The organism is Candidatus Pseudothioglobus sp. Uisw_050_01 (genome assembly GCF_048085775.1).
In the GTDB taxonomy this organism is placed as follows: Bacteria; Pseudomonadota; Gammaproteobacteria; order PS1; family Pseudothioglobaceae; genus Pseudothioglobus.
Genome location: NZ_CP159804.1, coordinates 305,771 through 327,870, shown reverse-complemented (window position 1 = coordinate 327,870; position 22,100 = coordinate 305,771). Strand labels below are relative to the sequence as shown.

Below are 22,100 nucleotides of genomic sequence, written 5' to 3'. Positions count from 1 at the left end.
AATTTAGAGTAGAAACTTTATTTGGAATTGATTATACTTACTTTAATATATGGCTATTAAGACAATTTTTCTTGACCGTGATGGTGTAATAAATCATGAAGTAAATTACCTTCATAAAATAAGTGAATTTAAGTTTATTGACGGTATCTTTGAAGCCTGTATTTCTTTTAAAAAATTAGGCTATCAAATTATAATAGTATCAAATCAATCAGGTATTGCAAGAGGATATTACTCTGAAGATGATTACCAGATTTTAACAAGGTGGTTGATAGATCAATTTAAAGAAAAAAGAATCAATATACTTGATTCAATTCATTGCCCTCATAGTCCTGATGATGGGTGTAACTGCAGAAAGCCAATGCCAGGAATGTTTTTGGAAGCACAAAAAACTTATGATATTGATATGAAGAAATCCTGGATGATTGGAGACAAAGAAACAGACATTCAAGCCGCTATTGCTTCTGGAATTAGTAACACTATCCTAGTAAGTAGTGGACATATCATCGATAAAGAATCTTCTTCAGCGCATTTCTTTCTTACCTCAATCAAAGAATCTAGCCAGGTAATAAAAAACTAAATATTGAGCTATAAGAGCATTATGTCTATTTAAAAAGTTAATTGTCATTAAATATATCCCGTGTATATACTTTTGACATTACATCACTTATCTCATCTGAAGTTCGGTTTGCAATTATTAGATTAGATATATTTTTAAACTCATTCAAATTTGATAAAACTTTTACTCCTTTAAAAGTTTTTTTATTAATTGAAGGCTCATAAATTAAAATTTCAATATTATTATCTTTTAATCGCTCAATAATTCCAATAATAGATGAGTCTCTGTAATTATCTGAGTTAGCCTTCATAATAAGACGATAAATTCCAACTACTTTTGGCATTTTCTGAATAATAGAATCAGCAATAAAGTCTTTACGCGTAGAGTTGGAGTTAACAATTGCAGAGATTATATTATTAGGTACATTTTTATAATTAGCTAAGAGCTGTCTTGTATCTTTTGGTAAGCAATATCCACCATAACCAAAAGATGGATTGTTATAGTCTGAACCAATTCTAGCATCTAGTCCAACTCCATCAATTATTTGTTTACTATTTAAATTATGAACTTCAGCATAAGAATCTAATTCATTAAAGTAAGCAATTCGCATAGCAAGATACGCATTAGAAAATAATTTAATTGCCTCTGCTTCAGTTGAGTTGGTTAATAACACTTCAATATTATCTTTAAGAGCACCTTCAACTAACAGATTAGCAAAGATATTTGCACGTTCAGATTTTTCACCAATAACTATTCTTGATGGATAAAGATTGTCATGGAGAGCCCTACCTTCTCTTAAGAATTCTGGTGAAAAAATAATATTGTTAAAATTTAACTTATCCTTCAAGGATTTAGTAAAACCTACAGGGACAGTTGACTTGATTACAATAATTGCAGTTGAATTAATACTAATAACATCTTGAGCAACAAGCTCAACAGTTTTAGTATCAAAACATTGTGTTGAAGGATCATAGTCAGTTGGTGTGGCAATAATAACAAAATCTGCATCTTTAATCGCCTCATTTTTATTCATTGTAGCTTTAAGATTGAGATTTTTTTTCTTTAAAAAATCCTTAATTTCATCATCATCTATTGGAGATTCAAAACGATTCAAGAGATCAATTTTTTCAGAGATTATATCAAGAACTATAACGCTATTATTTTGAGCCAATAAAACAGCATTAGATAGCCCAACATAACCTGAACCTATTATTGTAATGTTCATTTGGAATTACTTAAAATTAAAGTTGCTATTTTAACTATTTCATTAGCATCTATTTTTGAAATTGAATAATCATTTTTATTTATTTTTAATGGGTTTACTATCGAGTCAGAATTGATAATTTTGTTAAGCCTTGTTTCATAAGTGTTTCTATATCCTGGTGTACAGCCAAATAACATTAGTGATGGAACGTTTAGTCCCCAAGAAATATGACTTGGACCAGTATCTGATCCAATGATCATATCTGATTGCTTAATTAAAGAAATCAACTCATCTATGGATATTTTTTTAGAAATATTCACACTTGGATATAATTTCTTGATCTTCTCAGCTATCAGCTTTTCACTATCACTTCCCCAAATAATTATAAAATTTGCATCAATTTTTTTAATTACTTCAACATAACTTTCTATTGGATAACATTTAGAGGGATGAGAAGCTCCAGGAATTAAAATAATGTTTTTCATGCTTATGGAAAAACTACTAGGTACATATTTTTTATTAGGATATAAAAATGGTTCTTTATTTTTTATCTCATTTTTGTTAAAAATAAAATCTAACGAATTAGCAACAAGAGACAAATTACGCAAAATTATATTTTCTTTATAATCCATTTTGAATTTATGACTATAAAAGATAGATGAAATACTTTCTCTAGAAGAAGAGTGATGAAAACCAACAGTTTTATTAGAGGATATAAGACGACTTACAAATGCTGATTTTATAAGTCCCTGCATATCAATGACTAAATCAAACTTTCCAAATTGACGAATTCTTCTAATCTCTTTAAAAAAAAATAGCAAAGATTTTTTTTGTTTTGCCAGTTTAAAATTGACTGTATGAACCTCATTGATGCTTGGATTATTAGAAAGAAGCTCCTCATATGACTTTTCAACTACCCAATCTATCATTATATTTGGATTATATTTTTTGATAAATTGTAAAACTACCATGGCATTTACAATATCGCCTAACGCAGAGAGTTTAACTATAGCAATTTTCATGAAAACTATTTTACAACGTCATAGGCATTTGAAGCGCAACATATTAAATTAATGCTTTTAATGATATAATTTCTAAAGCCATATAAACCTCATAATTAATATAAATGAAGTCTCAAGATAAAGAAGATTTGTCAACTAATTTCATACGTAATGTTATAAATAAAGACATTTCAGCTGGTAAACATACTAGTATCAAGACTCGTTTTCCGCCTGAACCAAATGGCTATCTACATATTGGTCATGCCAAGTCTATTTGTCTTAACTTTGGAACTGCAATTGACTATGATGGTTCTTGCAACTTAAGATTTGACGATACTAACCCTGCTAAAGAAGATATTGAATATGTTAATTCTATAAAAAAAGATGTTGAATGGTTAGGGTTTAGTTGGGGTGGTGAAGTTAAATTTAGCTCTAGTTACTTTGATATATTTTACAAATGTGCTGAAGAGCTAATTTCCAAAGGTTTGGCATATGTTTGCTTTTTAAGTAGTGATGAAACTCGGACATATCGTGGAACACTTAAAGAATCTGGGAAAAATAGTCCCTATCGTGAGACAAGTATTAAAGAAAATTTAGTACTTTTTAGAAAGATGAAAGCACGTGGATTTAAGGAAGGTGAATGTGTATTGAGAGCTAAAATTGATATGTCTTCAAGTTTTATGTGTATGCGTGATCCAACTCTATATCGCATCCAATTTAAAGCACATCATCAGACAAATGATGATTGGTGTATTTATCCAATGTATGATTTTGCTCATTGCCTTGGTGATGCCATTGAAGGTATTACTCATTCAATATGTACCCTAGAGTTTCAGGATAATCGAAGAATTTATGACTGGACTTTAGAGAATTTAGATAATTTTAATACCATTAATCGACCTCACCAATATGAGTTTTCTCGTTTAAATCTAGAGTACACAACAACGTCTAAAAGAAAATTAAAACTCTTGGTAGATGAAAATCATGTCAATAGCTGGAATGATCCTAGGATGCCAACTATTTCAGGATTGCGAAGAAGGGGATACACACCAGCATCAATTAGAGATTTTTCTGCGAGAATTGGAGTTTCTAAAGTTAATAGCTTAACTGATATTTCAATTTTAGAATCGTCAATTAGGGATGACTTAAATAATTCTGCTCCACGGTCAATGGCTGTCATAAGACCTATTAAGTTAGTAATTGAAAATTATCCTAAAGGCGAAATTGAGTCTCTTAAGGTTCCGGTTCATTCGCAAAACGAAGAAATGGGAACTAGAGAAATTTTCTTTAGTCGTGAGATATATATTGATAAAAATGACTTTAATGAACTAGCCCCAAATAACAAATATAAACGACTAGCAATAAATAAAGAGGTCCGTCTTAGAAATTCCTATGTTGTCAAAGCAACTCATTTTGATAATGATAAAGATGGTAATGTAGAGATTGTCTATTGTACTTATGACTCAGAGACACTAGGTAAAAATCCATCTGATGGCAGAAAAGTTAAGGGTGTTATTCACTTTGTTGAGTCTAGCAGAGCCCTTAGTGCTGAATTTAGAATATATGATCGCCTTTTTTTAGAATCAAATCCCACTAACTTTGATGATTTATCATCTTCAATTAATCCAAACTCTCTTGAGATAAAAAATGGATTTATAGAGCCAAGTTTATCAAATGCAAAGGCCGAAGAAGCATACCAGTTTGAACGAGAAGGTTACTTTTGTAGAGATAGTGAGTCTGAAGGATTAGTATTTAATAAAACAGTTGGACTGAAAGATACCTGGAGTCAATAATCCATTTGTTGAACCCAGTCATTCACTCGCTTTACTTCGGAGTAGTTCGTTGTATCAATCTGAAGAGGAGTGACTGAAACAAAGTTATTAGAAATTGCATGAAAATCTGTACCCTCTGAATTGTTAGCTTCCTTTCCATTTTCACCAATCCAATAAAGAGATGCATCCTCTTTATCCTTAATACTTGGTTCAGATTTATATCTACTTCCTAGGTAAGTACTTTTAATTCCTTTAATTTCGCTAAGAGGAATATCTGGAACATTAACATTAATAATGGTGTTGTGGGATATTTCAGATTTATTAATTTGAGCAACTAATCTCTTGGCAATTTCTCCCGCTGTCTCGAAGTGATTACACTCCCAACTAGCTAGGGAGATTGCAATTGATGGAAGTCCTAAAAATCGCCCTTCTATAGCCCCTGCAACAGTTCCAGAATAAATAGTATCATCACCCATATTTGCCCCAAAATTGATACCGGTTACAACTAAATCAATTGATTCCTTTATAAAACCACACAATGCCAAATGAACACAATCAGTAGGCGTTGCATCGATTGCATAAATGTTTTTCTCAATTTGAATTGGTTTTAATGGTCTTCCAAGGGTTAATGAACTGCTTGCTGCAGACTTATTCTCACTTGGAGCAACAACAATCACTTCTGCAATTTCACTCAGAGATTTTGTAAGCTGCTTGATGCCCTTAGCTTGGTAGCCATCATCATTACTTATAAGAATTCTCATTAACTAATTGTTAAGGCAATCTTATCTTTACTAACACCTACTTTAACTATTCCACCAGAGCTTAATTTACCAAAAAGAAGTTCGTCAGCGAGAGGTTTACGAACTTCTCTTTCAATTAATCTCATCATTGGACGTGCACCCATCATAGAGTCATAACCATTTTTTGCAAACCATTTTCGAGCTAAATCTGAAACAATTAATGAGACATTCTTTTTTTCAAGGACATCTTCAAGCTCAAAAAGAAATTTGTTGACTACATAGACAACAGTCTCTTCATTAAGTTTATTAAAGTAGATAATTTCTGAAAGTCGGTTTCTGAATTCTGGAGTGAATATTTTTTTAAGCTCACCTTCATAGTCAAGGGAATGATCTTGCTCATTAAATCCAATGGAGGCTCTTTGAACATTTTGAGCTCCAACATTAGAAGTCATAACGAGTATTACATTACTAAAGTCAACTTCACGGCCATTAGAATCAGTAAGCTTTCCATGATCCATGACTTGTAATAGGATATTGAAAATATCAGGATGTGCTTTTTCAATCTCGTCCAATAAAAGAACCGCATAAGGATTACTATTTACTGCCTCCGTTAACAGGCCTCCTTCGTCGTATCCAACATAGCCAGGAGGAGAACCTATAAGTTTAGAAATAGCATGTCTCTCCATATATTCAGACATATCAAATCTCAATAATTTGACGCCCATGATTCTTGATAGTTGTTTACAAATTTCAGTTTTACCTACTCCTGTAGGGCCAGCAAATAAAAAAGACCCCATTGGTTGCTCAACTGGAGAAAGTCCTGAGCGAGAAAGTTTAATAGCAGTTGATAAAGACTCAACAGCATTATCTTGGCCAAATACTCCTAACTTAAGATCACTCTCTAGGCTTTTAAGCAAAGACTTATCATCACTAGTAACTTGACGAGAAGGAATGCGAGCTAATTTAGCAACAATATTTTCTATATCAGGAACGCCAATATTGACTTTACGTTTTGATTTAGGAAGTATCTGTTGAAGAGCACCAACCTCATCAATGACATCAATAGCCTTATCTGGAAGACGCCTGTCTCCAATATGTCGATGCGTTAACTCTGCTGCTGAAACTAAAGATGCTGCTGAATATTTAACCTTATGGTGTGATTGATAGTATTTTTTAAGTCCATGCAAAATTTTAATTGTATCTTCGACTGAAGGCTCCTCAATATCTACTTTTTGAAAGCGCCTTGTAAGCGCATGATCTTTTTCAAAAATCTTACGATACTCCTCATAAGTTGTAGACCCTATACACTTAAGTGATCCATCAGCAAGTGCTGGTTTAAGAAGGTTAGATGCATCCAAAGAACCACCAGAAACGCTTCCTGCACCAATTAAAGTATGAATTTCATCAATAAAAAGAACCGAATTTTTAACTTTCTCTAAATCTGTCAGCACTGACTTTAAGCGCTTTTCAAAATCACCCCGATACTTTGTGCCAGCGATTAAAACGCCAACATCTAAAGAATATATAGTTGTATTCTTAAGAATTTCAGGAACCTGACCATCTACTATTCTCTTTGCTAAGCCTTGAGCAATTGCAGTCTTACCCACACCAGCCTGGCCAACAAGTAATGGATTATTTTTACGCCTTCTTGATAAAATTTGAACAGTTCTAAGCACCTCTTCCTCTCTCCCAAGAAGAGGATCAATTTCACCAAGTCTAGCCTTTTTACACAAATTAATTGTAAAAGCCTCTAAAGAGGATGGCTTAGCTTGCTTATCACCTTCAACTTTTTTTGTTTCTTCAACTGGATTATCAGCTAGGTGAGAAGAAATTCCTTCCATAACATCCAATCTAGAAATATTATTTAATTTAAGCATGTAAACAGCGTGTGATTCTTTTTCAGAGAAAATACTAACAAAGACATTCATCGCATTAACAGAATTTTTTTGTGCAGACTGCGCCTGATAAACACTCCTTTGGAGAACTCTTTGGAAGCCTACTGTTGGAACGATATCTATTTCAGCGTCATCAGAAATAATAGGAGTGTGTGAGTCAATATATTGATCAAGCTCAGCCCTAAGTTCGTCGATGTTAACTCGCTTACCTCGAAGAAATGCAATAACTTCATCCATATTAAGAAGGGCGAGCAGTAAATGCTCTACCGTTACAAACTCAAGACGACGATTTCTAGCCTCAGTCATCACCATATTTATCTCTTGCTGTAATCCTTGTTCAATCATAAAGTACTGTTTTAGTTATTAACTCAATTAATCTTTAATTTTAACATCACTATAGGCAATTTTAATCAAAATAAAATTCAAATTAATCTTAAATAAATAGTTAGATAGATCTCAATTTGCTTTCAAAATCTTCCCTGTTATGATAACCACCACAAAGCTGACGATAACCTGTTAAAGATGAACGCGCATGAAGAAGTCGCCAATTATCAAAAGTTAAAACCTTTCCAGGATCCAACATAAATTCAAATTGACGACTTGAGTCATTTGCTAGATTATGAAATATTTTATAAGCATCATAAAACTTAACCATTAAATCACTTTCCAGCCTAAAAGGTGCGCGGTCATGATTATTAAAGCTTACTTGAATAACATCACCATTATCATTAACCCGAAATAAAGGTCGATGTGCCTCTAAATAAGTATCTGGCTTGATATAGCGTCCAGGAATATTAACATTGCATAAAATATTAAATGCATCTAGATGCTCAACTCTCATCTTTTCTGCAATTGCAAGGCCATCAATTAATTGATTTTCACCACCAATAGAATCTCTCTTTATGCAGTGCAATGTCTGAAGTCCTGGTGCGTCATGTAAATATGTTCCATCTGTATGTGGCTCAATAGCTAGTGATGTAAAAGCAGTATCATCTGGATTTTCAAGCTTATTATCCCAAACAGAAAAACCTCCAAAAATAGAGTTTCTGATATAGGCCATTTTCTCCATAAGATCTTTTGTTATCTCTGGAGCTTCAGGAGTCTCTGTTACTAACGCAAAGCCAACTCTTTGAATATGATTTAGCCAGGTTTTTATCCCCCCAACACTCACAAACTCCTGATAGGTTATTTCAGGGAAATTTTTAATTTCATTTGAAGAGTTCCATACATTGGTCGAATTCAATCCATATGACTGAGGGAAACTTGGCACTGACATAGTTTGAAGTAATTCAAAAGAAAGGCAGCTTTGTGATTGATCATCCCATTTAACACAGACACTTTCCAAGGCTTCATCAATCCAGGCTTTAATAACATTATTATTAAGAGGGTGACTAAATGAATCAATCTGACGCTGCTTAGTATCTGGATGCAAATCTTCTTTGCTTTCACTATGGTCTCTGAGCCAAAACCAAGGATAGCAACTCAAGGAATCATCACTCCAAAAAACATTTAAACCTTTATCTAATGATTCAATAGATTTAATTAACATTTCTCTTCCTTATTTAAATTTATACAATATTAAAATTTTATCATCTCAATTGGTATTAAATTAAAAAATTATATACTTAACTCCCTCAATACAGCCATCAGTGGCTGATCATTTTCTCTAGAATAGCCGATCACTTGTTTAACTTTTGTTTGAGCAACATCGTAAGAATATGATCCACATACTGCTTCTCCATCTAGATGAATTTTAAGCATAATTGCTTCAGCAGCTTGGAACTCTTTATGAAAAAATTTCCTCAACACATCTATGACAAACTCCATTGAGGTGTAATCATCATTTAGTAAAATAACGTCAAAACGATTTGGAATTTTCAGTTTCTGTTTTACAGTTTTTAAATTAGCCTGGCTCATTTGATTAGCTAAAAGATTTTTTTAATAATAAAATTATTGAAATAATCATTACTAATGCAGAGGGCAACATAGCACCTAAAAGAGTATTAAAGTCAAAGCTCAACGCCATTGCACTAGAAATTCTAGATAACATTTCAAATAACAAGCCAAGTGCGGCTCCAAAAAATATTTTTCTTCCAAGACTAACATCTCTTGTAGATCCAAAAATAAATAGCATAGCTAATAAAATCATAGCAATAAGGGTTACTGGTTTAATAAGACGCTTGTATAGCTCAACTTCAAAAACTCCAGATCTTAATTTATTATCAGATAAAAATTTAATCTGCTTAACAAGAGTCCAAGTAGTGAGGTCTTTAGGCTCTTTTTTAATACTATCAATTAAATCTTGATCAAATGATACTTTTTTATTGTAAGAATTACGTTCTTTTAAAGAAATCTTATCAAAAGTATTTGAGTCATCGACAGAAAAAATTTTACTACTACGACATTCCTCAATATTTGTTGGGCACTTCATATCTAACGAGCTTCCATCAAAAACAGCGTTATCTGATTTAATAACTCTTTCAATTTTATTTGATGAGCTAACTTCAATAATAGTAACTTCCGTAAATAAGTTACCATTAATATTTTTTTTAACATTAATAAAGTTATCGCCATCCCTAATCCAAAAACCCTCTTGGCCAATAGATACTGAATTATTGCCTAAAGCCCTAGTCCTTTCATTTTCAGAAAAATTACTTGAAATTGGTGCTAAAAATTCGCCAATAGTAATGATAATAAAGATAAAAATAAGTGCGTTTTTTAGAGTTATTACTGTAATTTTTAATATTGAAGCTCCAGAAACTCGAAAAATAAGTAGCTGACCAGTTGTTGCTAAGTGACCCATACCCAAAATACACCCTAATAATATTACTGGGGATGCTTGGTTGTATGCAACTTCAGGCATTTGAAAGGCTACATATTTAAATGCTGCTAGAATTGTATAGTTCTGTTGACCAACACTTTTTAACTCAGCTAAAAAGTTAAAAAAACTATAAATACTAAGCCAAACTAGAAGTACAACTAATGTGTAAGTAAAAAGTGTTTTAGCAATGTAGCGATCTCTTATTTTCATTAAAATGCAAGTAATTGATTGTTAATTTTTAAAAATACATCTCCTATGTCACACATTCACCAACATAAAATCTTAATACTTGATTTTGGCTCGCAATATACTCAATTAATTGCAAGACGTATCAGAGAAATTGGTATTTATTGTGAATTAGTTCCATATGATGTCAGACCTCATTTTATTGAAAATTTTAATCCTAATGGCATTATTCTTTCAGGTGGTCCTGATTCAGTTAGCAAGATTGATTCAGCAAGAGCTCCAAAAATTGTATTTGACTTAAACATACCAATCTTGGGAATATGTTATGGCATGCAAACTATGGCTATACAGCTTGGTGGGGAGGCAAAAAGTGCTGCTAAAGCAGAATTTGGTTTTGCGCAAATTCGTGCTAGAAATCAGTCAAAACTCTTATCTGATATTAGTGATGAAATTAACTCTGAAGGTCATGGCCTTTTAAATGTTTGGATGAGCCATGGTATTGAAGTTACGAAATTGCCAGAAAATTTTGAGTTAATTGCATCAACTGAGAATTGTCCTATTGCTGGATTTGCAAATAACTCAAAGAATTATTTTGGACTGCAATTTCATCCAGAAGTTACTCATACAAAACAAGGAACTCAAATATTAGATCGATTTGTTACAACTATATGTCAGTGCGAAAAAAAATGGATAACAGAAAATATTATTAATGATCTATTAACAAAAATAAGATCTCAGGTTGGCAGCAATAAAGTTCTTTTAGGGCTCTCAGGTGGAGTTGATTCATCAGTCTCTGCAATCCTTCTGCAGAAGGCAATAGGTGATCAATTAACATGTGTTTTTGTAGATAATGGATTATTAAGACATAATGAGGGAGATGAGGTAATGCATACGTTTGCTCAAAATCTGGGTGTCAAAGTCATTAGAGCTAACGCTCAAAAATACTTTTATGATCAACTTTCAAATGAGAGTGATCCCGAACAGAAAAGAAAAATTATAGGTAGAGCATTTATTGCAATATTTAACCAAGAATCTCAAAAATTGAAAAATATTAAATTTCTAGCTCAAGGAACTATTTATCCAGATGTTATAGAGTCAGCTGGTGCAGCCTCAGGAAAAGCAAAGGTTATTAAATCTCACCATAATGTTGGTGGGTTACCAGATGATCTTCAGTTCGAATTGGTAGAGCCACTTAAAGAGCTTTTTAAAGATGAAGTAAGGACTATTGGTGTAAAACTTGGACTTCCAAAAAAAATGCTGGACCGACATCCTTTCCCAGGACCAGGGCTTGGAGTCAGAATTTTGGGCCCAGTAAAGGAAGAATTTGCAGAAATACTTAGGCTCGCTGACAATATATTCATGGAGGAGCTAAATAATTTTGATTTATATAATGAAGTTGATCAAGCCTTTGCAGTTTTTCTTCCAGTTAAATCGGTTGGAGTTACTGGTGATGAAAGACGATATGACTATGTAATAGCTCTAAGAGCAGTTGAGACGGTCGATTTTATGACTGCACGCTGGGCAAGACTTCCATATGATTTTTTAGATCATGTTTCAAATCGTATAATGAATGAAATTTCGCGAGTCTCTAGGGTGGTATATGATATTTCAGGCAAACCACCTGCGACTATTGAGTGGGAGTAGCTCAAAAATTATATAAAAATCAATTTAATTAAATACAAGTTAATTGATACCAACTTTTTTTACTAGATTTTTATTTTGTAATATTTTGCATTAATTTAGAAGTCTTATTTACAATACTATCTACTTCAATGGATTTCAAACTATCTTCATAATCTGAAAAAACCACATAGTTAAAATCTGAAATTGGGTGCCATATTTTAAAGAGTGTCATATGATTTCTATATATTGCAACTAATGGTTTATTAAATGCACATGCCATATGAACTATTGATGTATCAGGCGAAATAATAAGATCTAGACTATCAATAATTGCAGCTAAATCAAGTATAGATTCAGTTGGATAACTTGGGAATGCATATAAAGAAGCCTCATTAGGAATTAATTTACTTATCCAATCTTTGTCACCTGGCTTATGTAAAAGAATAATAATAATATTATTATTGATAGCATGGAGTCCTAAAATAATCTTTTTTACATCTTCATTTGAGATTTTTTTTTCATCATTTGAACCCTCTATATTTAGGCCAATAATAATTTTTGATGATTCAAATAATGAAAGGAATGACAAGGCATCAAGTTTATTTTTTTCAGGATAAAAAACATCATAAGACTTATTTTTATAATCAATATTTAACAATCTAAGAATATCTAAACACGTATCTCTTTGATGAATGAGGCTTGAATTTGTATAATAATCATATGGCATTATTTCTTGTGGACTCATTCCATACCTTCCTTCGCTTTTACTAACTGAAAGAATGCAATTAGGATTTACAATCTTTAATAAAATTATGATTCTAGATATTACCTTGTATTCAAGTTCAACAGCTACATCAAAGTTTAATTTTCGAAGACTAAAAAGAATAGGTAGTAACTTTTGCCATTGATTTTTATATACATGAACTTTATCAACATAAGGGTTTGATAAAGCAAGCTCCTTATTTACTTCACTAGCCATTACATGTATATCAGCATAGGGGTATGCTGATTTTATTTCTCTTAATATTGGACTACAAACAATCATATCTCCAATTTTCTGATTCATTAGAATCAAAAATTTTGGAGCGGTACTTAATATTAAAGGACGAACTTTATGACGACTGATAATTTTTAAAAAATTTATCTTTATATAGTTACTAAAATTCATAATAATTGACTAATATTATTATTTAAAGCTTTTTATCATAAATAAAAAAACTTATAAGCTTATATCAATAATTCCTATAACTTGAAAGGGATATTATAAAATTTTGTTATTATAAAAGTTAACTTTTTTTTCTATTAATAAATTAGACGAAAGCCTAATAATTTAATTAGTTATTCATCTATAATTATTTACAAACTTTATAAGGAAATTATGGATTCTCTTCAAAAAGTGCTAAAAATAAAACCTTAAATTGATATCATCTTTTTTTACAGGTTTTTTTCTTGGAATCTCTCTAATAGTTGCAATTGGGGCTCAAAACACTTTTGTCCTAAGACAAGGTATTCTTGGCCAACATGTCTTTTATGTAGCTTTATTTTGTGCACTTTCTGATGCTCTACTAATTTGCATTGGCGTTGCAGGTATATCATTTTTTTTAAATAATTTCATTAGCCAAAATTTAAATATTCTCTTTGGCTTGTCTTCTGTTTGGCTAACTGGATATGGATTGTTAAGATTAAAGTCTGCACTTAAATCTAATAAAACTATTGAAATTGAAGCGTCAACTTTAAAAGGTCTTTTCCCAACTATATCAGTTGCTACAGTTTTAACTTTTTTAAACCCACATGTATATCTTGACACCATGATCCTTATTGGGTCAATATCTCAACAATTTTCAGGATTTCACAAAATTACATTTGCATTGGGTGCCGTATTAGCCAGTTTTGTTTTTTTCTTTAGCCTTGCTTATGGAGCAAGGTTATTAACACCAATAATGCTACGCCCTTTTTCATGGAAAATCCTTGATAGTTTAATAGCATTTATTATGTTTACTATTGCATTTAAATTAGCCTCAGCAGGAAACTGGCTTTAATGGAATTAAACTCTTTGTTAAAAACAGCTTATGATTGAAGATGAAAAGTGGATGAGTTTTGCACTCGAACAGGCTGGAAAAGCTGAAAAGGAAGGTGAAGTTCCGGTAGGAGCTATCTTAGTTAAAGATGATCTTATTATAGCAAGAGCTCACAATAAACCTATATCTACAAATGACCCAACAGCTCACGCTGAAATCCACTTATTAAGGGCTGCAGGTGAAGAGCTAAAAAATTATCGCCTACCTGGAACTACACTCTACGTTACTCTGGAGCCATGTGCTATGTGTCTGGGAGCTATAATGCATGCAAGGATTAAGCGTGTTGTCTTTGGTGCTCATGATCCAAAAACAGGTGTTTGTGGTTCATCAGAAAACTTTATGGAAGCAAGCTGTTTTAATCATAAAATTGATATAGCTAGTGGAGTGCTAGAGAATGAAAGCAAGCAGCTACTTAAGAATTTTTTTAACTCACGTCGATAAATTTATAACTTAAAATATATTTAATGACTGACCTTATGGCGCGTACATCCCACCATTAACATGTAAAGTCTGAGCGGTAATATAGGAGCCGCTTTCACCGGCAAGGAACAATACAGATTGAGCGATTTCATCAACCGTACCCAGTCGAGTCAAAGGAATTTGAGATGCTAAAGCCTCTTTTTGCTCGTCAGGGAGAGCATCAGTCATATCAGTCTTTATAAAACCTGGAGCAATTGCATTCACTGTAATTCCTCGAACTCCAACTTCGCGCGCCAATGACTTAGTAAACCCCATAATTCCAGCCTTAGCGGCAGCATAATTTGACTGTCCAGCATTACCCATAGAGCCTACAACTGAAGTAATAGAGATAATTCGCCCAGATCTTTTTTTAATCATACCTCGCAGTACAGACTTTGACATCTTATAAACAGATGAAAGATTAGTATTAATAATATCATCCCACTCATCCTCTTTCATTCGAACAAGGATATTATCACGAGTGATACCGGCATTATTAATAAGTATATCTACAGAGCCGTAATCTTCAGTGATGCTATTTATAAGAGCAGAAATTTGATCATTATCAGTAACATTAAGTTTCATACCTTTACCAAGAATGTTGTTTTCAGTAAATGTTTTAGAAATATTTGCAGCCCCCTCATCACTTGTTGCAGTTCCTATAACGGTTGCCCCAGCATTGCCTAATGTTAAAGCAATTGCCCTTCCGATACCCCTACTCGCTCCGGTTACAAGGACTAATTTTTTGTTAAGCATTTGATACTTCCTCAATAGTAGATTTTAATGTAGTCACATCTATTATAGCCGAACCGCTAAGAGACTTATCAATACGCCTTGTTAGTCCAACTAATACTTTTCCAGGGCCAGCCTCAATCAATTTTTCTACGCCTGAATTTTTCATTTTTTGAACTGTTGATGTCCATAGCACTGGCTTATGAAGCTGTTCAACTAATTTTGATTTTATCTCGTCAATATTACTTGAATAATCCGCATCAACATTATGAAGAACTTTTTTATCTCCAATTTGAAAATTAATATTATCAACCGAATACTTATATTCCATTGCGGCATCTTTCATAAGTGAGCAGTGAGATGGAACGCTTACCGGGAGAACCAATGCCCTTTTTGCACCAGCCTCTTTCATTAACTCACATGCATGGGCTAATGCGTCTTTTTCTCCAGCAATGACAACTTGTCCTGGTGAATTGAAATTCACAGCTTCAACAACCCCTTTATCGCTCGCTTTAAGGCATATCTCAATCACTCTTGTATCATCAAGTCCGAGTATAGCGGCCATAGAACCTGAGCCGCTTGGCACTGCCGCTTGCATGAGTTCAGCCCTTTTTCTCACTAATTGAACCGCATCAAAAAAACTTAAAGACTCAGAAGCCACAAGCGCCGTATATTCACCTAGGCTGTGCCCAGCAATCGAGATAGGCGTTAAATTAACTTCACTTGCTAAAACTCTATATGTTGCATAGCCTGCTGCGAGCATTACTGGCTGAGTATTCTCAGTAAGGTTTAGTAGATCTTGATCCTCATTAACGATCTTCCATAGATCTACATTAATTGCATCACTTGCCTCTTGAAAAATCTCATTGACAACTGAGAAATTACTTCGAAGATCAGACAGCATGCCTAGAGATTGAGAGCCTTGTCCTGGAAAAACGATTGAATATTTCATATAAATACTAATTATAAATGAGATTAATAATAAAAAAGCGCCAGAAGGCGCTTTTTAAAATAAGTAACAGTAAATACTAAGCTGTCTGGATTGAAACGTATTGACGATTAAATTTACCTTTCTTTTCAAACTGCACTTTTCCGTCAGCAACTGCAAACAAAGTATCGTCTTTACCTTTTTTAACGTTAGTGCCTGGATGAAATTTAGTCCCTCTTTGACGGACTAGAATATTTCCAGCTAACACCACTTGGCCGCCAAAACGCTTGACTCCAAGTCTTTTAGATTCGGAATCTCTTCCGTTATTAGTACTACCGCCTGCTTTTTTATGTGCCATAGATTACCTCTTATGCCTTAATTTTATCAATTTGAATTTCAGTAAACAGCTGTCGATGCCCTTGTTGCTTCATAGAGTGCTTACGACGTCTGAATTTTAAAATGTGTACTTTTTTACCTTTGCCTTGAGAGATTACTTTAGCTTCAACGCTTGCTTTAGCAACATGTGGAGAGCCAACTTGTACTTTATCGCCATCAGCGACCATCAAAACCTCATCAAAGGTTACTTTCTTTCCAGGCTCTATTTCAAGCTTCTCAATTTTTAGAGTCTCACCTTCTGTAACTCTGTATTGTTTTCCACCTGTTTTAATAACTGCGTACATAACAAATCCTAATCTGATTGCTAAAAAGGAAGGAATTATACTTGAACGTTGCTCTTAATGAAAGCACTGTTAACGAAATAAGTTATAATTCTCTGTTTTAAATCAACAGAGACAAAACATGATTATTTTAGAGACGAACATGGGTGAAATTCATATCAATGTTGACGCGGATAAAGCGCCAATTTCAGCTAAGAATTTCACTGATTATGCAGAAGACGGTTTTTTTGATGGAACCATCTTCCATAGAGTTATTCCTGGCTTCATGGTGCAAGGCGGAGGCATGACTGAAGACATGCAGCAAAAACCCACGAAAGCTAATATTGAAAACGAAGCTAAAAATGGCCTAAAGAACGTTAAGTATAGTCTTGCTATGGCAAGAACTGCCGCGCCACATTCAGCCAGTTCGCAGTTTTTTATTAATGTTAATGACAATCAATTTTTAGATTTTCCAGGCCAAGATGGATGGGGCTATTGCGTTTTCGGTGAAGTTGTTGCAGGCAAAGATGTTGTTGATAAAATTGAAAAAGTTGAAACAATAAATCTAGGCGGTCATTCCGACGTCCCTGGTGAGGCTGTAATGATTATCAAAGCCTCTATTAAAGATTAATTTTATAGGGCCAGATTAATTTTGGTCATAAAGATATGTTAACTTCATTAATCATCGCTGATCTTCACCTTACAAACGTTGAGAGTGATAAAGTTAATTTTTTTAATACCTTTTGTGAGACTCATGCGTCCAAAGCAGATCAGCTATTTATTTTAGGAGACTTGTTTAACACTTGGCTAGGCGATGACGTCTCAGTTGCAAGCCACAAAGCTATTATTTCCACGCTAAAAAAATTAACGCAACAAACAAAAGTATTTGTAATGGTTGGCAATCGTGATTTTCTGCTCTCACACAATTTTGAAGCTGCAACAGGTTGTAAATTAATCAATGAGCCTTACGAGCTTGAGCACAATACAAAGAAGTTCCTTCTTATCCATGGAGATAGTCTTTGCACTGATGATATTAACTATCAAAAGTTAAAGAAGGTTCTCAGAAACCCTCTGATTCAGTATATTTTTCTGCATTTACCAAAAAATATTCGCCTTAAGTTAACGGGTCAGCTCCGCAAAAAAAGTGTTGAAGCTCAAAGCTATAAATCCTCAAAGATTATGGATGTAAATCAGCAAGCAACAGATCTTTTAATGTCAGAATATCCAGACCATGATTTAATTCATGGACATACACATCGTCAAAATACTCATACTATGAAAAATTACATGCGCTATGTCTTGGGGGACTGGTCTCAAAATAAAGGTAACGCAATTAAATTAAGTGAAAGCCTAGAGTGGCTTGAAATTAACTGAGCGCTCAAAAAGATTAATTGAGCTGACCTTTAACTTCACTTTATCTTCAATAGTAACGTTTGATTTGAATTTGATCTGAGTCATCATCGCAAGAGATGGAATGTTGACTAAAGCCTTCTCGCCATTTACTTCAACAACAACGCCCTCCCCTTCCCAAGTATTATTTTGCTTCAGGTATAAACACTTAAAGTGCTCAATACTTTGACGAATTGCTTTATTTACTTTGGGTAATGAAGTGTTGACTGCTTTAATTCTCTCTTTAACAATGCTGTCATCCAAAATCGGTAATTTACTTATAAACCTAATTAATTGCTGCTGAACCAATAAATCAAGATAGCGCCTCATTGGACTTGTCACCCTCACATATGCTAAAAGCCCTAAACCTAAATGCATAGAAGGCTTTACTGAAATCTTTGATCTCTTGAATCCTTTGGTCGCCCCAAAAGCTTGTGCAATAGTTAAGTTTTGTATATTGTCAATAATGTCACTGCTGAAATTACCAGTCTCTTGAGTAAGGTATGGCATTGAAATGTTGTTTTCAATTGCAAACTGCGCAATTGTGCGCCCAGCAATCACCATCATCTCAGCAACTAATTCTCTACTAGCACTATCCACTTGAGGCACGACACTAACATTATCACCTTTAATCTTAACATCAACACTTGGGAGGTTTAATTTGATTGCGCCATTAGCATTCCTAAATATCTTATGAGAAATTGCAATATTATTTAATTTGGACAAAATTTCATTTTCATTAATCACTTTATCGGCATCCTCATAACTCATATTTGTAACTTTTATTTCACTCAAGTGTATCTCGATATCACTTATTTCAGAGCTATCAAGTCTTAAGCCAATGGAGATAGCATCTGAGATCTCACTGCTGCCCAAAGAGCAAAAAGAAGATAGCTCTGGTGGCAGCATATGAAGAATTTGATCAGGAAGATATAAATTTGAGGCTCTTTTTTGGGCAAAAATATCAAGCTCGCTATCAGTCTCTACATAACTTGCAACATCTGCAATATGAATCCAAAGCATATCCCCATCAATGCTAATAGCGTCATCTGCATCACTAGAATCACTATTGTCGATGGCAAGACAGGTTAAGTGAGTTAGGTCTTTTCTTGGAAGTTTTTTTGATTCAACTTGCACTTCCTCATCTAAATAAACTTTATGTCTTTGTGGGTAGGGATTCGTAAACTCAGACCAGTACTTAAGCTTGACAAGAAACTCGTGAGCATTTTCTGGAGTATTTTCAATAGATAAAGCGCTCATTGCTTTGCTATGCTTTGATTGATTTAGGGCAACCTGCTCTATTTCATTGATCCAAACAATGTCATCATTATCAAATACATTGTTATTTAAGTTGGCTACACACCTTTCAAGGCTTTCCGCTGCCAAAGCTTTTTCATTTCTTTGTGTTTGAATTATTTTGACTTGCTCTATTGGGCGTAGCATTAAAGCATCTTTAGACCAATAGAAGTATAAACCGTCTTCAGACATTAAGTAAGCGCACCAAGCATTTTGGCTAGTAAAGTCATCAAAAATCCACTCAGTTATTTCTTGAAGTGATAGTGATTCTTCTTGAAGATCATTGAGGATACTTATATCTGCATTACTGCATTGGTCCGTTACATTTGAGAACTCAGGATGTATATAACGAAAATCTTTTTCTCTCACTTTTTGTGAAGATCCATCAGAAAAACTGACTTCATACTTATGGGTAGTTGCGGCGACAACCTTTGCTGGCTTACCTTTGTATGCAACGAGTGCGCCAATTATTGACAAGAATTACTCCAATGTAAAGAATTTGATTACTGAAGACAATAGAGTTTCTATTTGGGCTCTACCTGCTTTTCTTTGATATGCTTGCTAATTGATAAAACAGTAATAACTATTAAGATCAAAGTAAGACCTAGAGTTCCAAATAATTTAAAGTTTACCCAGGCTTCTTCAGTTCTTTGCGCAGATAAGCACAGATTTTCTAGAGGCGTTTGAGCGCAGTCAAAATTACTCAGATCTATCTTTGGGTCGACTAGCATTCCGCTGTCTAAAAATTGTTGCCTAGACGTAAGCGCAGTATTTACAAAATAAGCATTAATAACAGCAATGCCTACAAAACCAAATCCCCAAAACCAGGTTAAGCGAGTCCAAATAGCTCTTGGAAGATCAAGCTCTTTACCCATCATTCTTTCGAGCAGCGTCTTACTTCCAATCCAGTTGCTAGCGATAAGTGCAACTGCAAATATTACGTACAGAACGCTTACTTTCCACATAACGAATGCAGGATCTCTTAATGCAATACTGATTCCACCAAAAACTATCAGCAAAATAAAAGTAAGGACCTGTGAGGTCACAAACTTTCCAGTTGTTATTCTGGCATACATCATTTGTGCAAAAGTTGACGCAATCATTGCATATATAGCGGCGTAAAGTCCGAAGAATTTATACACAACAAAGAAAAGGATTATGGGACCAAAATCAAATAGGAACTTCATTTATTTACTCCGAATGCTCTTTAGAGCAAAAAATTTTACCATTTTTAATAATAGCATCCTGCTCTGGAATGTAAGTTTCACAAACTGAACATGCAAGCATTTTTTGCCCAGTTTTTTTCTTTGAAGAGCTAGCTGGGACTTGACTCATGAATTTCTTAATAAGAGAGAATCCAACCCAACCCAAAAGTAATGCTAATACATAACTCATTATAGAAACAACCTCAAGAAATTAAAACTCATAATAGATAAATTTTACATAAATAATTTATCTTTCTGCATTAAAGGTTTAATCGTGTCATTAATATTTATTATTTATACTTATTCATTAAATGGGCTACTATATTATTTGTAAGTAATTAAAGAATAAAATTATTAATTTTATGCAAACCGAAATTCATCAAAGCCCAACTGGCTCAAAAATTAATCTACATAGCTTTTTACCTTTAGGTGAAGCAAGGGCTGTAGTCCATATAACTCACGGAATGGCTGAGCACTCTAAGAGGTACTCTCGATTTGCATTGGAGTTAACGGCCGCTGGCTTTTCAGTTTTTGCTCATGACATGAGAGGTCATGGACGAACTATAGCTGATGATGCCCCTCAAGGAGTGTTTGCTAAATCTGATGGACTCAATAAAGTATTAGAAGATCAAAATGAAATTATAAATCTAATTAAAGAAAGGCTTCCTAACAGACCAGTAATTTGCTTCGGACACTCTCTTGGCTCAATCATTAATTTAAACTTTGCATTAAAGTATCCAAATCAAGTCAATGCTCTTGCATGCTGGAATAGTGGAATTGAAACAGGGCTATTACCAAAGGCCTCAAGAATAATATTAGCAATAGAAGGTTTTTTTCGTAATCAAAACCTTCCAAGCTTAATTGCCTGGAAACTTTCATTTGAGGCTTGGAACTCAAAATTTAAACCGAACCGAACTAAATCTGATTGGCTATCTCTGGATGAAAATGAAGTGGACCTATATGTCAACGACCCTTATTGTGGGTTTGAAGTATCAATATCTATGTGGAGAGAGGTTCTGGATGGTATTTTCTATGCAGGCAATAAAAAAAACATACAAAAATTACCTAAAGAGCTTCCAGTTCATATTGTTGGTGGATCTGAAGATCCATGCACTCAAAACGGAAGTGACATGAAAAAACTAGCAACAAAACTTCAAAACAGTGGACTCTCTGATGTCACCTGCACGATTTTAGAGAGCACTCGTCATGAAAGTTTAAATGAAATTAATCGCGATCAAACAACCAAGCAGTTTATTAAATGGCTTGAGGAAAGGTTTTAATAATTCTTTAGCTTTTCTTAATGAGTAATTGATAAAAAAAATATTATCGATAGTATATAATTTCCCGTTCTTAATCCTTCTTCGCCCGGATGGTGAAATTGGTAGACACACAGGACTTAAAATCCTGCGCCTTTAACGGGCGTGCCGGTTCGATTCCGGCTCCGGGCACCATCTTCTCAATTCTACTAAACTTTCTCCTAATTGCTTTATCTTCAGAAGATTCTTTTTTATGGGTCAAATTTAGCCATAAATAATATTATTTAATGGTAATATGCTAAT

The 22,100-nt window shown here is 33.7% G+C and carries 23 protein-coding genes and 1 tRNA gene; 9 read left to right on the top strand and 15 right to left on the bottom strand.

What is annotated here, in order from left to right; all coding sequences use genetic code 11:
- The first annotated feature begins 49 nt into the window (after positions 1–49).
- Entirely contained in the window at positions 50–577 is a 528-nt protein-coding gene (gmhB, locus tag ABXT51_RS01630; protein ID WP_416695844.1) for a D-glycero-beta-D-manno-heptose 1,7-bisphosphate 7-phosphatase, read from the top strand.
- 37 nt (positions 578–614) lie between these two features.
- On the opposite strand, the gene ABXT51_RS01625 is transcribed toward gmhB, so the two are convergent.
- Positions 615–1,781: a nucleotide sugar dehydrogenase gene (locus tag ABXT51_RS01625; RefSeq protein ID WP_416695843.1), complete on the bottom strand. Its 1,167-nt coding sequence runs from the start codon at positions 1,779–1,781 to the stop codon at positions 615–617.
- Positions 1,778–2,782: a lipopolysaccharide heptosyltransferase I gene (gene waaC / locus ABXT51_RS01620; RefSeq protein ID WP_416695842.1), complete on the bottom strand. Its 1,005-nt coding sequence runs from the start codon at positions 2,780–2,782 to the stop codon at positions 1,778–1,780. Before waaC ends, ABXT51_RS01625 begins: the two co-directional genes overlap by 4 nt.
- A gap of 104 nt (positions 2,783–2,886) precedes the next feature.
- On the opposite strand from waaC, the gene ABXT51_RS01615 reads away from it, so the two are divergent.
- A complete protein-coding gene (locus ABXT51_RS01615) occupies positions 2,887–4,554 on the top strand; it encodes a glutamine--tRNA ligase/YqeY domain fusion protein (RefSeq protein ID WP_416695841.1) in 1,668 nt (555 codons plus the stop codon).
- Here the strand turns inward: ABXT51_RS01615 and surE are convergent.
- From surE to lptG, 5 genes are all read right to left on the bottom strand, one after another.
- Positions 4,548–5,294 carry a 5'/3'-nucleotidase SurE gene (gene surE / locus ABXT51_RS01610; protein WP_416695840.1) on the bottom strand — a complete coding sequence of 249 codons (747 nt, stop codon included), beginning with the start codon at positions 5,292–5,294 and terminating at the stop codon, positions 4,548–4,550. The genes ABXT51_RS01615 and surE overlap by 7 nt on opposite strands.
- Positions 5,294–7,513, bottom strand: a complete 2,220-nt coding sequence (gene clpA, locus ABXT51_RS01605; protein WP_416695839.1) for an ATP-dependent Clp protease ATP-binding subunit ClpA — start codon at positions 7,511–7,513, stop codon at positions 5,294–5,296. The genes surE and clpA overlap by 1 nt, the downstream gene beginning before the upstream one ends.
- A 100-nt stretch (positions 7,514–7,613) precedes the next feature.
- A complete protein-coding gene (locus ABXT51_RS01600) occupies positions 7,614–8,717 on the bottom strand; it encodes a TauD/TfdA family dioxygenase (protein ID WP_416695838.1) in 1,104 nt (367 codons plus the stop codon).
- A 68-nt stretch (positions 8,718–8,785) separates the two neighbouring features.
- On the bottom strand, positions 8,786–9,085 hold the full coding sequence (locus tag ABXT51_RS01595; RefSeq protein WP_416695837.1) for an ATP-dependent Clp protease adaptor ClpS: 300 nt from the start codon (positions 9,083–9,085) through the stop codon (positions 8,786–8,788).
- Positions 9,086–9,089: 4 nt separating this feature from the next.
- Positions 9,090–10,199: an LPS export ABC transporter permease LptG gene (gene lptG / locus ABXT51_RS01590; protein WP_416695836.1), complete on the bottom strand. Its 1,110-nt coding sequence runs from the start codon at positions 10,197–10,199 to the stop codon at positions 9,090–9,092.
- A 45-nt stretch (positions 10,200–10,244) separates the two neighbouring features.
- On the opposite strand from lptG, the gene guaA reads away from it, so the two are divergent.
- A complete protein-coding gene (gene guaA / locus ABXT51_RS01585; protein ID WP_416695835.1) occupies positions 10,245–11,819 on the top strand; it encodes a glutamine-hydrolyzing GMP synthase in 1,575 nt (524 codons plus the stop codon).
- A 70-nt stretch (positions 11,820–11,889) separates the two neighbouring features.
- Here the strand turns inward: guaA and ABXT51_RS01580 are convergent, their stop codons facing one another.
- The gene (locus ABXT51_RS01580; protein WP_416695834.1) at positions 11,890–12,864 is read right to left on the bottom strand and encodes a glycosyltransferase family 9 protein; all 975 of its coding nucleotides are present in this window, start codon (positions 12,862–12,864) and stop codon (positions 11,890–11,892) included.
- A 352-nt stretch (positions 12,865–13,216) separates the two neighbouring features.
- On the opposite strand from ABXT51_RS01580, the gene ABXT51_RS01575 reads away from it, so the two are divergent.
- Entirely contained in the window at positions 13,217–13,837 is a 621-nt protein-coding gene (locus ABXT51_RS01575; protein ID WP_416695833.1) for a LysE/ArgO family amino acid transporter, read from the top strand.
- Positions 13,838–13,867: 30 nt separating this feature from the next.
- Positions 13,868–14,317: a tRNA adenosine(34) deaminase TadA gene (tadA, locus tag ABXT51_RS01570; RefSeq protein ID WP_416695832.1), complete on the top strand. Its 450-nt coding sequence runs from the start codon at positions 13,868–13,870 to the stop codon at positions 14,315–14,317.
- Positions 14,318–14,350: 33 nt separating this feature from the next.
- On the opposite strand, the gene fabG is transcribed toward tadA, so the two are convergent.
- The 4 genes from fabG to rplU form a co-directional block, all read right to left on the bottom strand.
- Positions 14,351–15,091 (bottom strand): 3-oxoacyl-ACP reductase FabG, encoded by a 741-nt coding sequence (gene fabG / locus ABXT51_RS01565; RefSeq protein WP_416695831.1) that lies wholly within the window; start codon positions 15,089–15,091, stop codon positions 14,351–14,353.
- Entirely contained in the window at positions 15,084–16,019 is a 936-nt protein-coding gene (fabD, locus tag ABXT51_RS01560; protein ID WP_416695830.1) for an ACP S-malonyltransferase, read from the bottom strand. The genes fabG and fabD overlap by 8 nt, the downstream gene beginning before the upstream one ends.
- Before the next feature lie 76 nt (positions 16,020–16,095).
- A complete protein-coding gene (gene rpmA / locus ABXT51_RS01555; protein ID WP_271541775.1) occupies positions 16,096–16,353 on the bottom strand; it encodes a 50S ribosomal protein L27 in 258 nt (85 codons plus the stop codon).
- 10 nt (positions 16,354–16,363) lie between these two features.
- Positions 16,364–16,675: a 50S ribosomal protein L21 gene (gene rplU / locus ABXT51_RS01550; protein WP_271541774.1), complete on the bottom strand. Its 312-nt coding sequence runs from the start codon at positions 16,673–16,675 to the stop codon at positions 16,364–16,366.
- A 118-nt stretch (positions 16,676–16,793) separates the two neighbouring features.
- Between rplU and ABXT51_RS01545 the strand changes: the two genes are divergently transcribed.
- Together ABXT51_RS01545 and ABXT51_RS01540 are read left to right on the top strand one after the other, a co-directional pair.
- The gene (locus tag ABXT51_RS01545; RefSeq protein WP_416695829.1) at positions 16,794–17,282 is read left to right on the top strand and encodes a peptidylprolyl isomerase; all 489 of its coding nucleotides are present in this window, start codon (positions 16,794–16,796) and stop codon (positions 17,280–17,282) included.
- A 35-nt stretch (positions 17,283–17,317) separates the two neighbouring features.
- On the top strand, positions 17,318–18,025 hold the full coding sequence (locus tag ABXT51_RS01540) for a UDP-2,3-diacylglucosamine diphosphatase (protein ID WP_416695828.1): 708 nt from the start codon (positions 17,318–17,320) through the stop codon (positions 18,023–18,025).
- Here the strand turns inward: ABXT51_RS01540 and ABXT51_RS01535 are convergent.
- The 3 genes from ABXT51_RS01535 to ABXT51_RS01525 are packed head-to-tail and all read right to left on the bottom strand — an operon-like array spanning position 18,002 to position 20,731.
- Positions 18,002–19,813 (bottom strand): ribonuclease catalytic domain-containing protein, encoded by a 1,812-nt coding sequence (locus tag ABXT51_RS01535; RefSeq protein WP_416695827.1) that lies wholly within the window; start codon positions 19,811–19,813, stop codon positions 18,002–18,004. The two genes, ABXT51_RS01540 and ABXT51_RS01535, sit on opposite strands and share 24 nt — an antisense overlap.
- Positions 19,814–19,860: 47 nt before the next feature.
- A complete protein-coding gene (locus tag ABXT51_RS01530; protein ID WP_271541767.1) occupies positions 19,861–20,523 on the bottom strand; it encodes an inner membrane-spanning protein YciB in 663 nt (220 codons plus the stop codon).
- A 4-nt stretch (positions 20,524–20,527) separates the two neighbouring features.
- Positions 20,528–20,731 (bottom strand): PP0621 family protein, encoded by a 204-nt coding sequence (locus tag ABXT51_RS01525; RefSeq protein ID WP_271541765.1) that lies wholly within the window; start codon positions 20,729–20,731, stop codon positions 20,528–20,530.
- 172 nt (positions 20,732–20,903) lie between these two features.
- Between ABXT51_RS01525 and ABXT51_RS01520 the strand changes: the two genes are divergently transcribed.
- Both ABXT51_RS01520 and ABXT51_RS01515 read left to right on the top strand, forming a co-directional pair.
- The gene (locus ABXT51_RS01520) at positions 20,904–21,821 is read left to right on the top strand and encodes an alpha/beta fold hydrolase (RefSeq protein WP_416695826.1); all 918 of its coding nucleotides are present in this window, start codon (positions 20,904–20,906) and stop codon (positions 21,819–21,821) included.
- A gap of 83 nt (positions 21,822–21,904) precedes the next feature.
- Positions 21,905–21,992 (top strand) — tRNA-Leu (locus ABXT51_RS01515).
- The last annotated feature ends 108 nt before the right edge of the window (positions 21,993–22,100 follow it).

Coding starts and splice junctions, on each gene's coding strand:
- ABXT51_RS01545 (WP_416695829.1), top strand. CDS start 16,794: ATGATTATTTTAGAGACGAACATGGGTGAAATTCATATCAATGTTGAC.
- rpmA (WP_271541775.1), bottom strand. CDS start 16,353: ATGGCACATAAAAAAGCAGGCGGTAGTACTAATAACGGAAGAGATTCC.
- ABXT51_RS01540 (WP_416695828.1), top strand. CDS start 17,318: ATGTTAACTTCATTAATCATCGCTGATCTTCACCTTACAAACGTTGAG.
- ABXT51_RS01615 (WP_416695841.1), top strand. CDS start 2,887: ATGAAGTCTCAAGATAAAGAAGATTTGTCAACTAATTTCATACGTAAT.
- fabG (WP_416695831.1), bottom strand. CDS start 15,091: ATGCTTAACAAAAAATTAGTCCTTGTAACCGGAGCGAGTAGGGGTATC.
- fabD (WP_416695830.1), bottom strand. CDS start 16,019: ATGAAATATTCAATCGTTTTTCCAGGACAAGGCTCTCAATCTCTAGGC.
- guaA (WP_416695835.1), top strand. CDS start 10,245: ATGTCACACATTCACCAACATAAAATCTTAATACTTGATTTTGGCTCG.
- ABXT51_RS01595 (WP_416695837.1), bottom strand. CDS start 9,085: ATGAGCCAGGCTAATTTAAAAACTGTAAAACAGAAACTGAAAATTCCA.
- waaC (WP_416695842.1), bottom strand. CDS start 2,782: ATGAAAATTGCTATAGTTAAACTCTCTGCGTTAGGCGATATTGTAAAT.
- gmhB (WP_416695844.1), top strand. CDS start 50: ATGGCTATTAAGACAATTTTTCTTGACCGTGATGGTGTAATAAATCAT.
- ABXT51_RS01600 (WP_416695838.1), bottom strand. CDS start 8,717: ATGTTAATTAAATCTATTGAATCATTAGATAAAGGTTTAAATGTTTTT.
- clpA (WP_416695839.1), bottom strand. CDS start 7,513: ATGATTGAACAAGGATTACAGCAAGAGATAAATATGGTGATGACTGAG.
- lptG (WP_416695836.1), bottom strand. CDS start 10,199: ATGAAAATAAGAGATCGCTACATTGCTAAAACACTTTTTACTTACACA.
- ABXT51_RS01530 (WP_271541767.1), bottom strand. CDS start 20,523: ATGAAGTTCCTATTTGATTTTGGTCCCATAATCCTTTTCTTTGTTGTG.
- rplU (WP_271541774.1), bottom strand. CDS start 16,675: ATGTACGCAGTTATTAAAACAGGTGGAAAACAATACAGAGTTACAGAA.
- ABXT51_RS01520 (WP_416695826.1), top strand. CDS start 20,904: ATGCAAACCGAAATTCATCAAAGCCCAACTGGCTCAAAAATTAATCTA.
- tadA (WP_416695832.1), top strand. CDS start 13,868: ATGATTGAAGATGAAAAGTGGATGAGTTTTGCACTCGAACAGGCTGGA.
- surE (WP_416695840.1), bottom strand. CDS start 5,294: ATGAGAATTCTTATAAGTAATGATGATGGCTACCAAGCTAAGGGCATC.
- ABXT51_RS01525 (WP_271541765.1), bottom strand. CDS start 20,731: ATGAGTTATGTATTAGCATTACTTTTGGGTTGGGTTGGATTCTCTCTT.
- ABXT51_RS01625 (WP_416695843.1), bottom strand. CDS start 1,781: ATGAACATTACAATAATAGGTTCAGGTTATGTTGGGCTATCTAATGCT.
- ABXT51_RS01580 (WP_416695834.1), bottom strand. CDS start 12,864: ATGAATCAGAAAATTGGAGATATGATTGTTTGTAGTCCAATATTAAGA.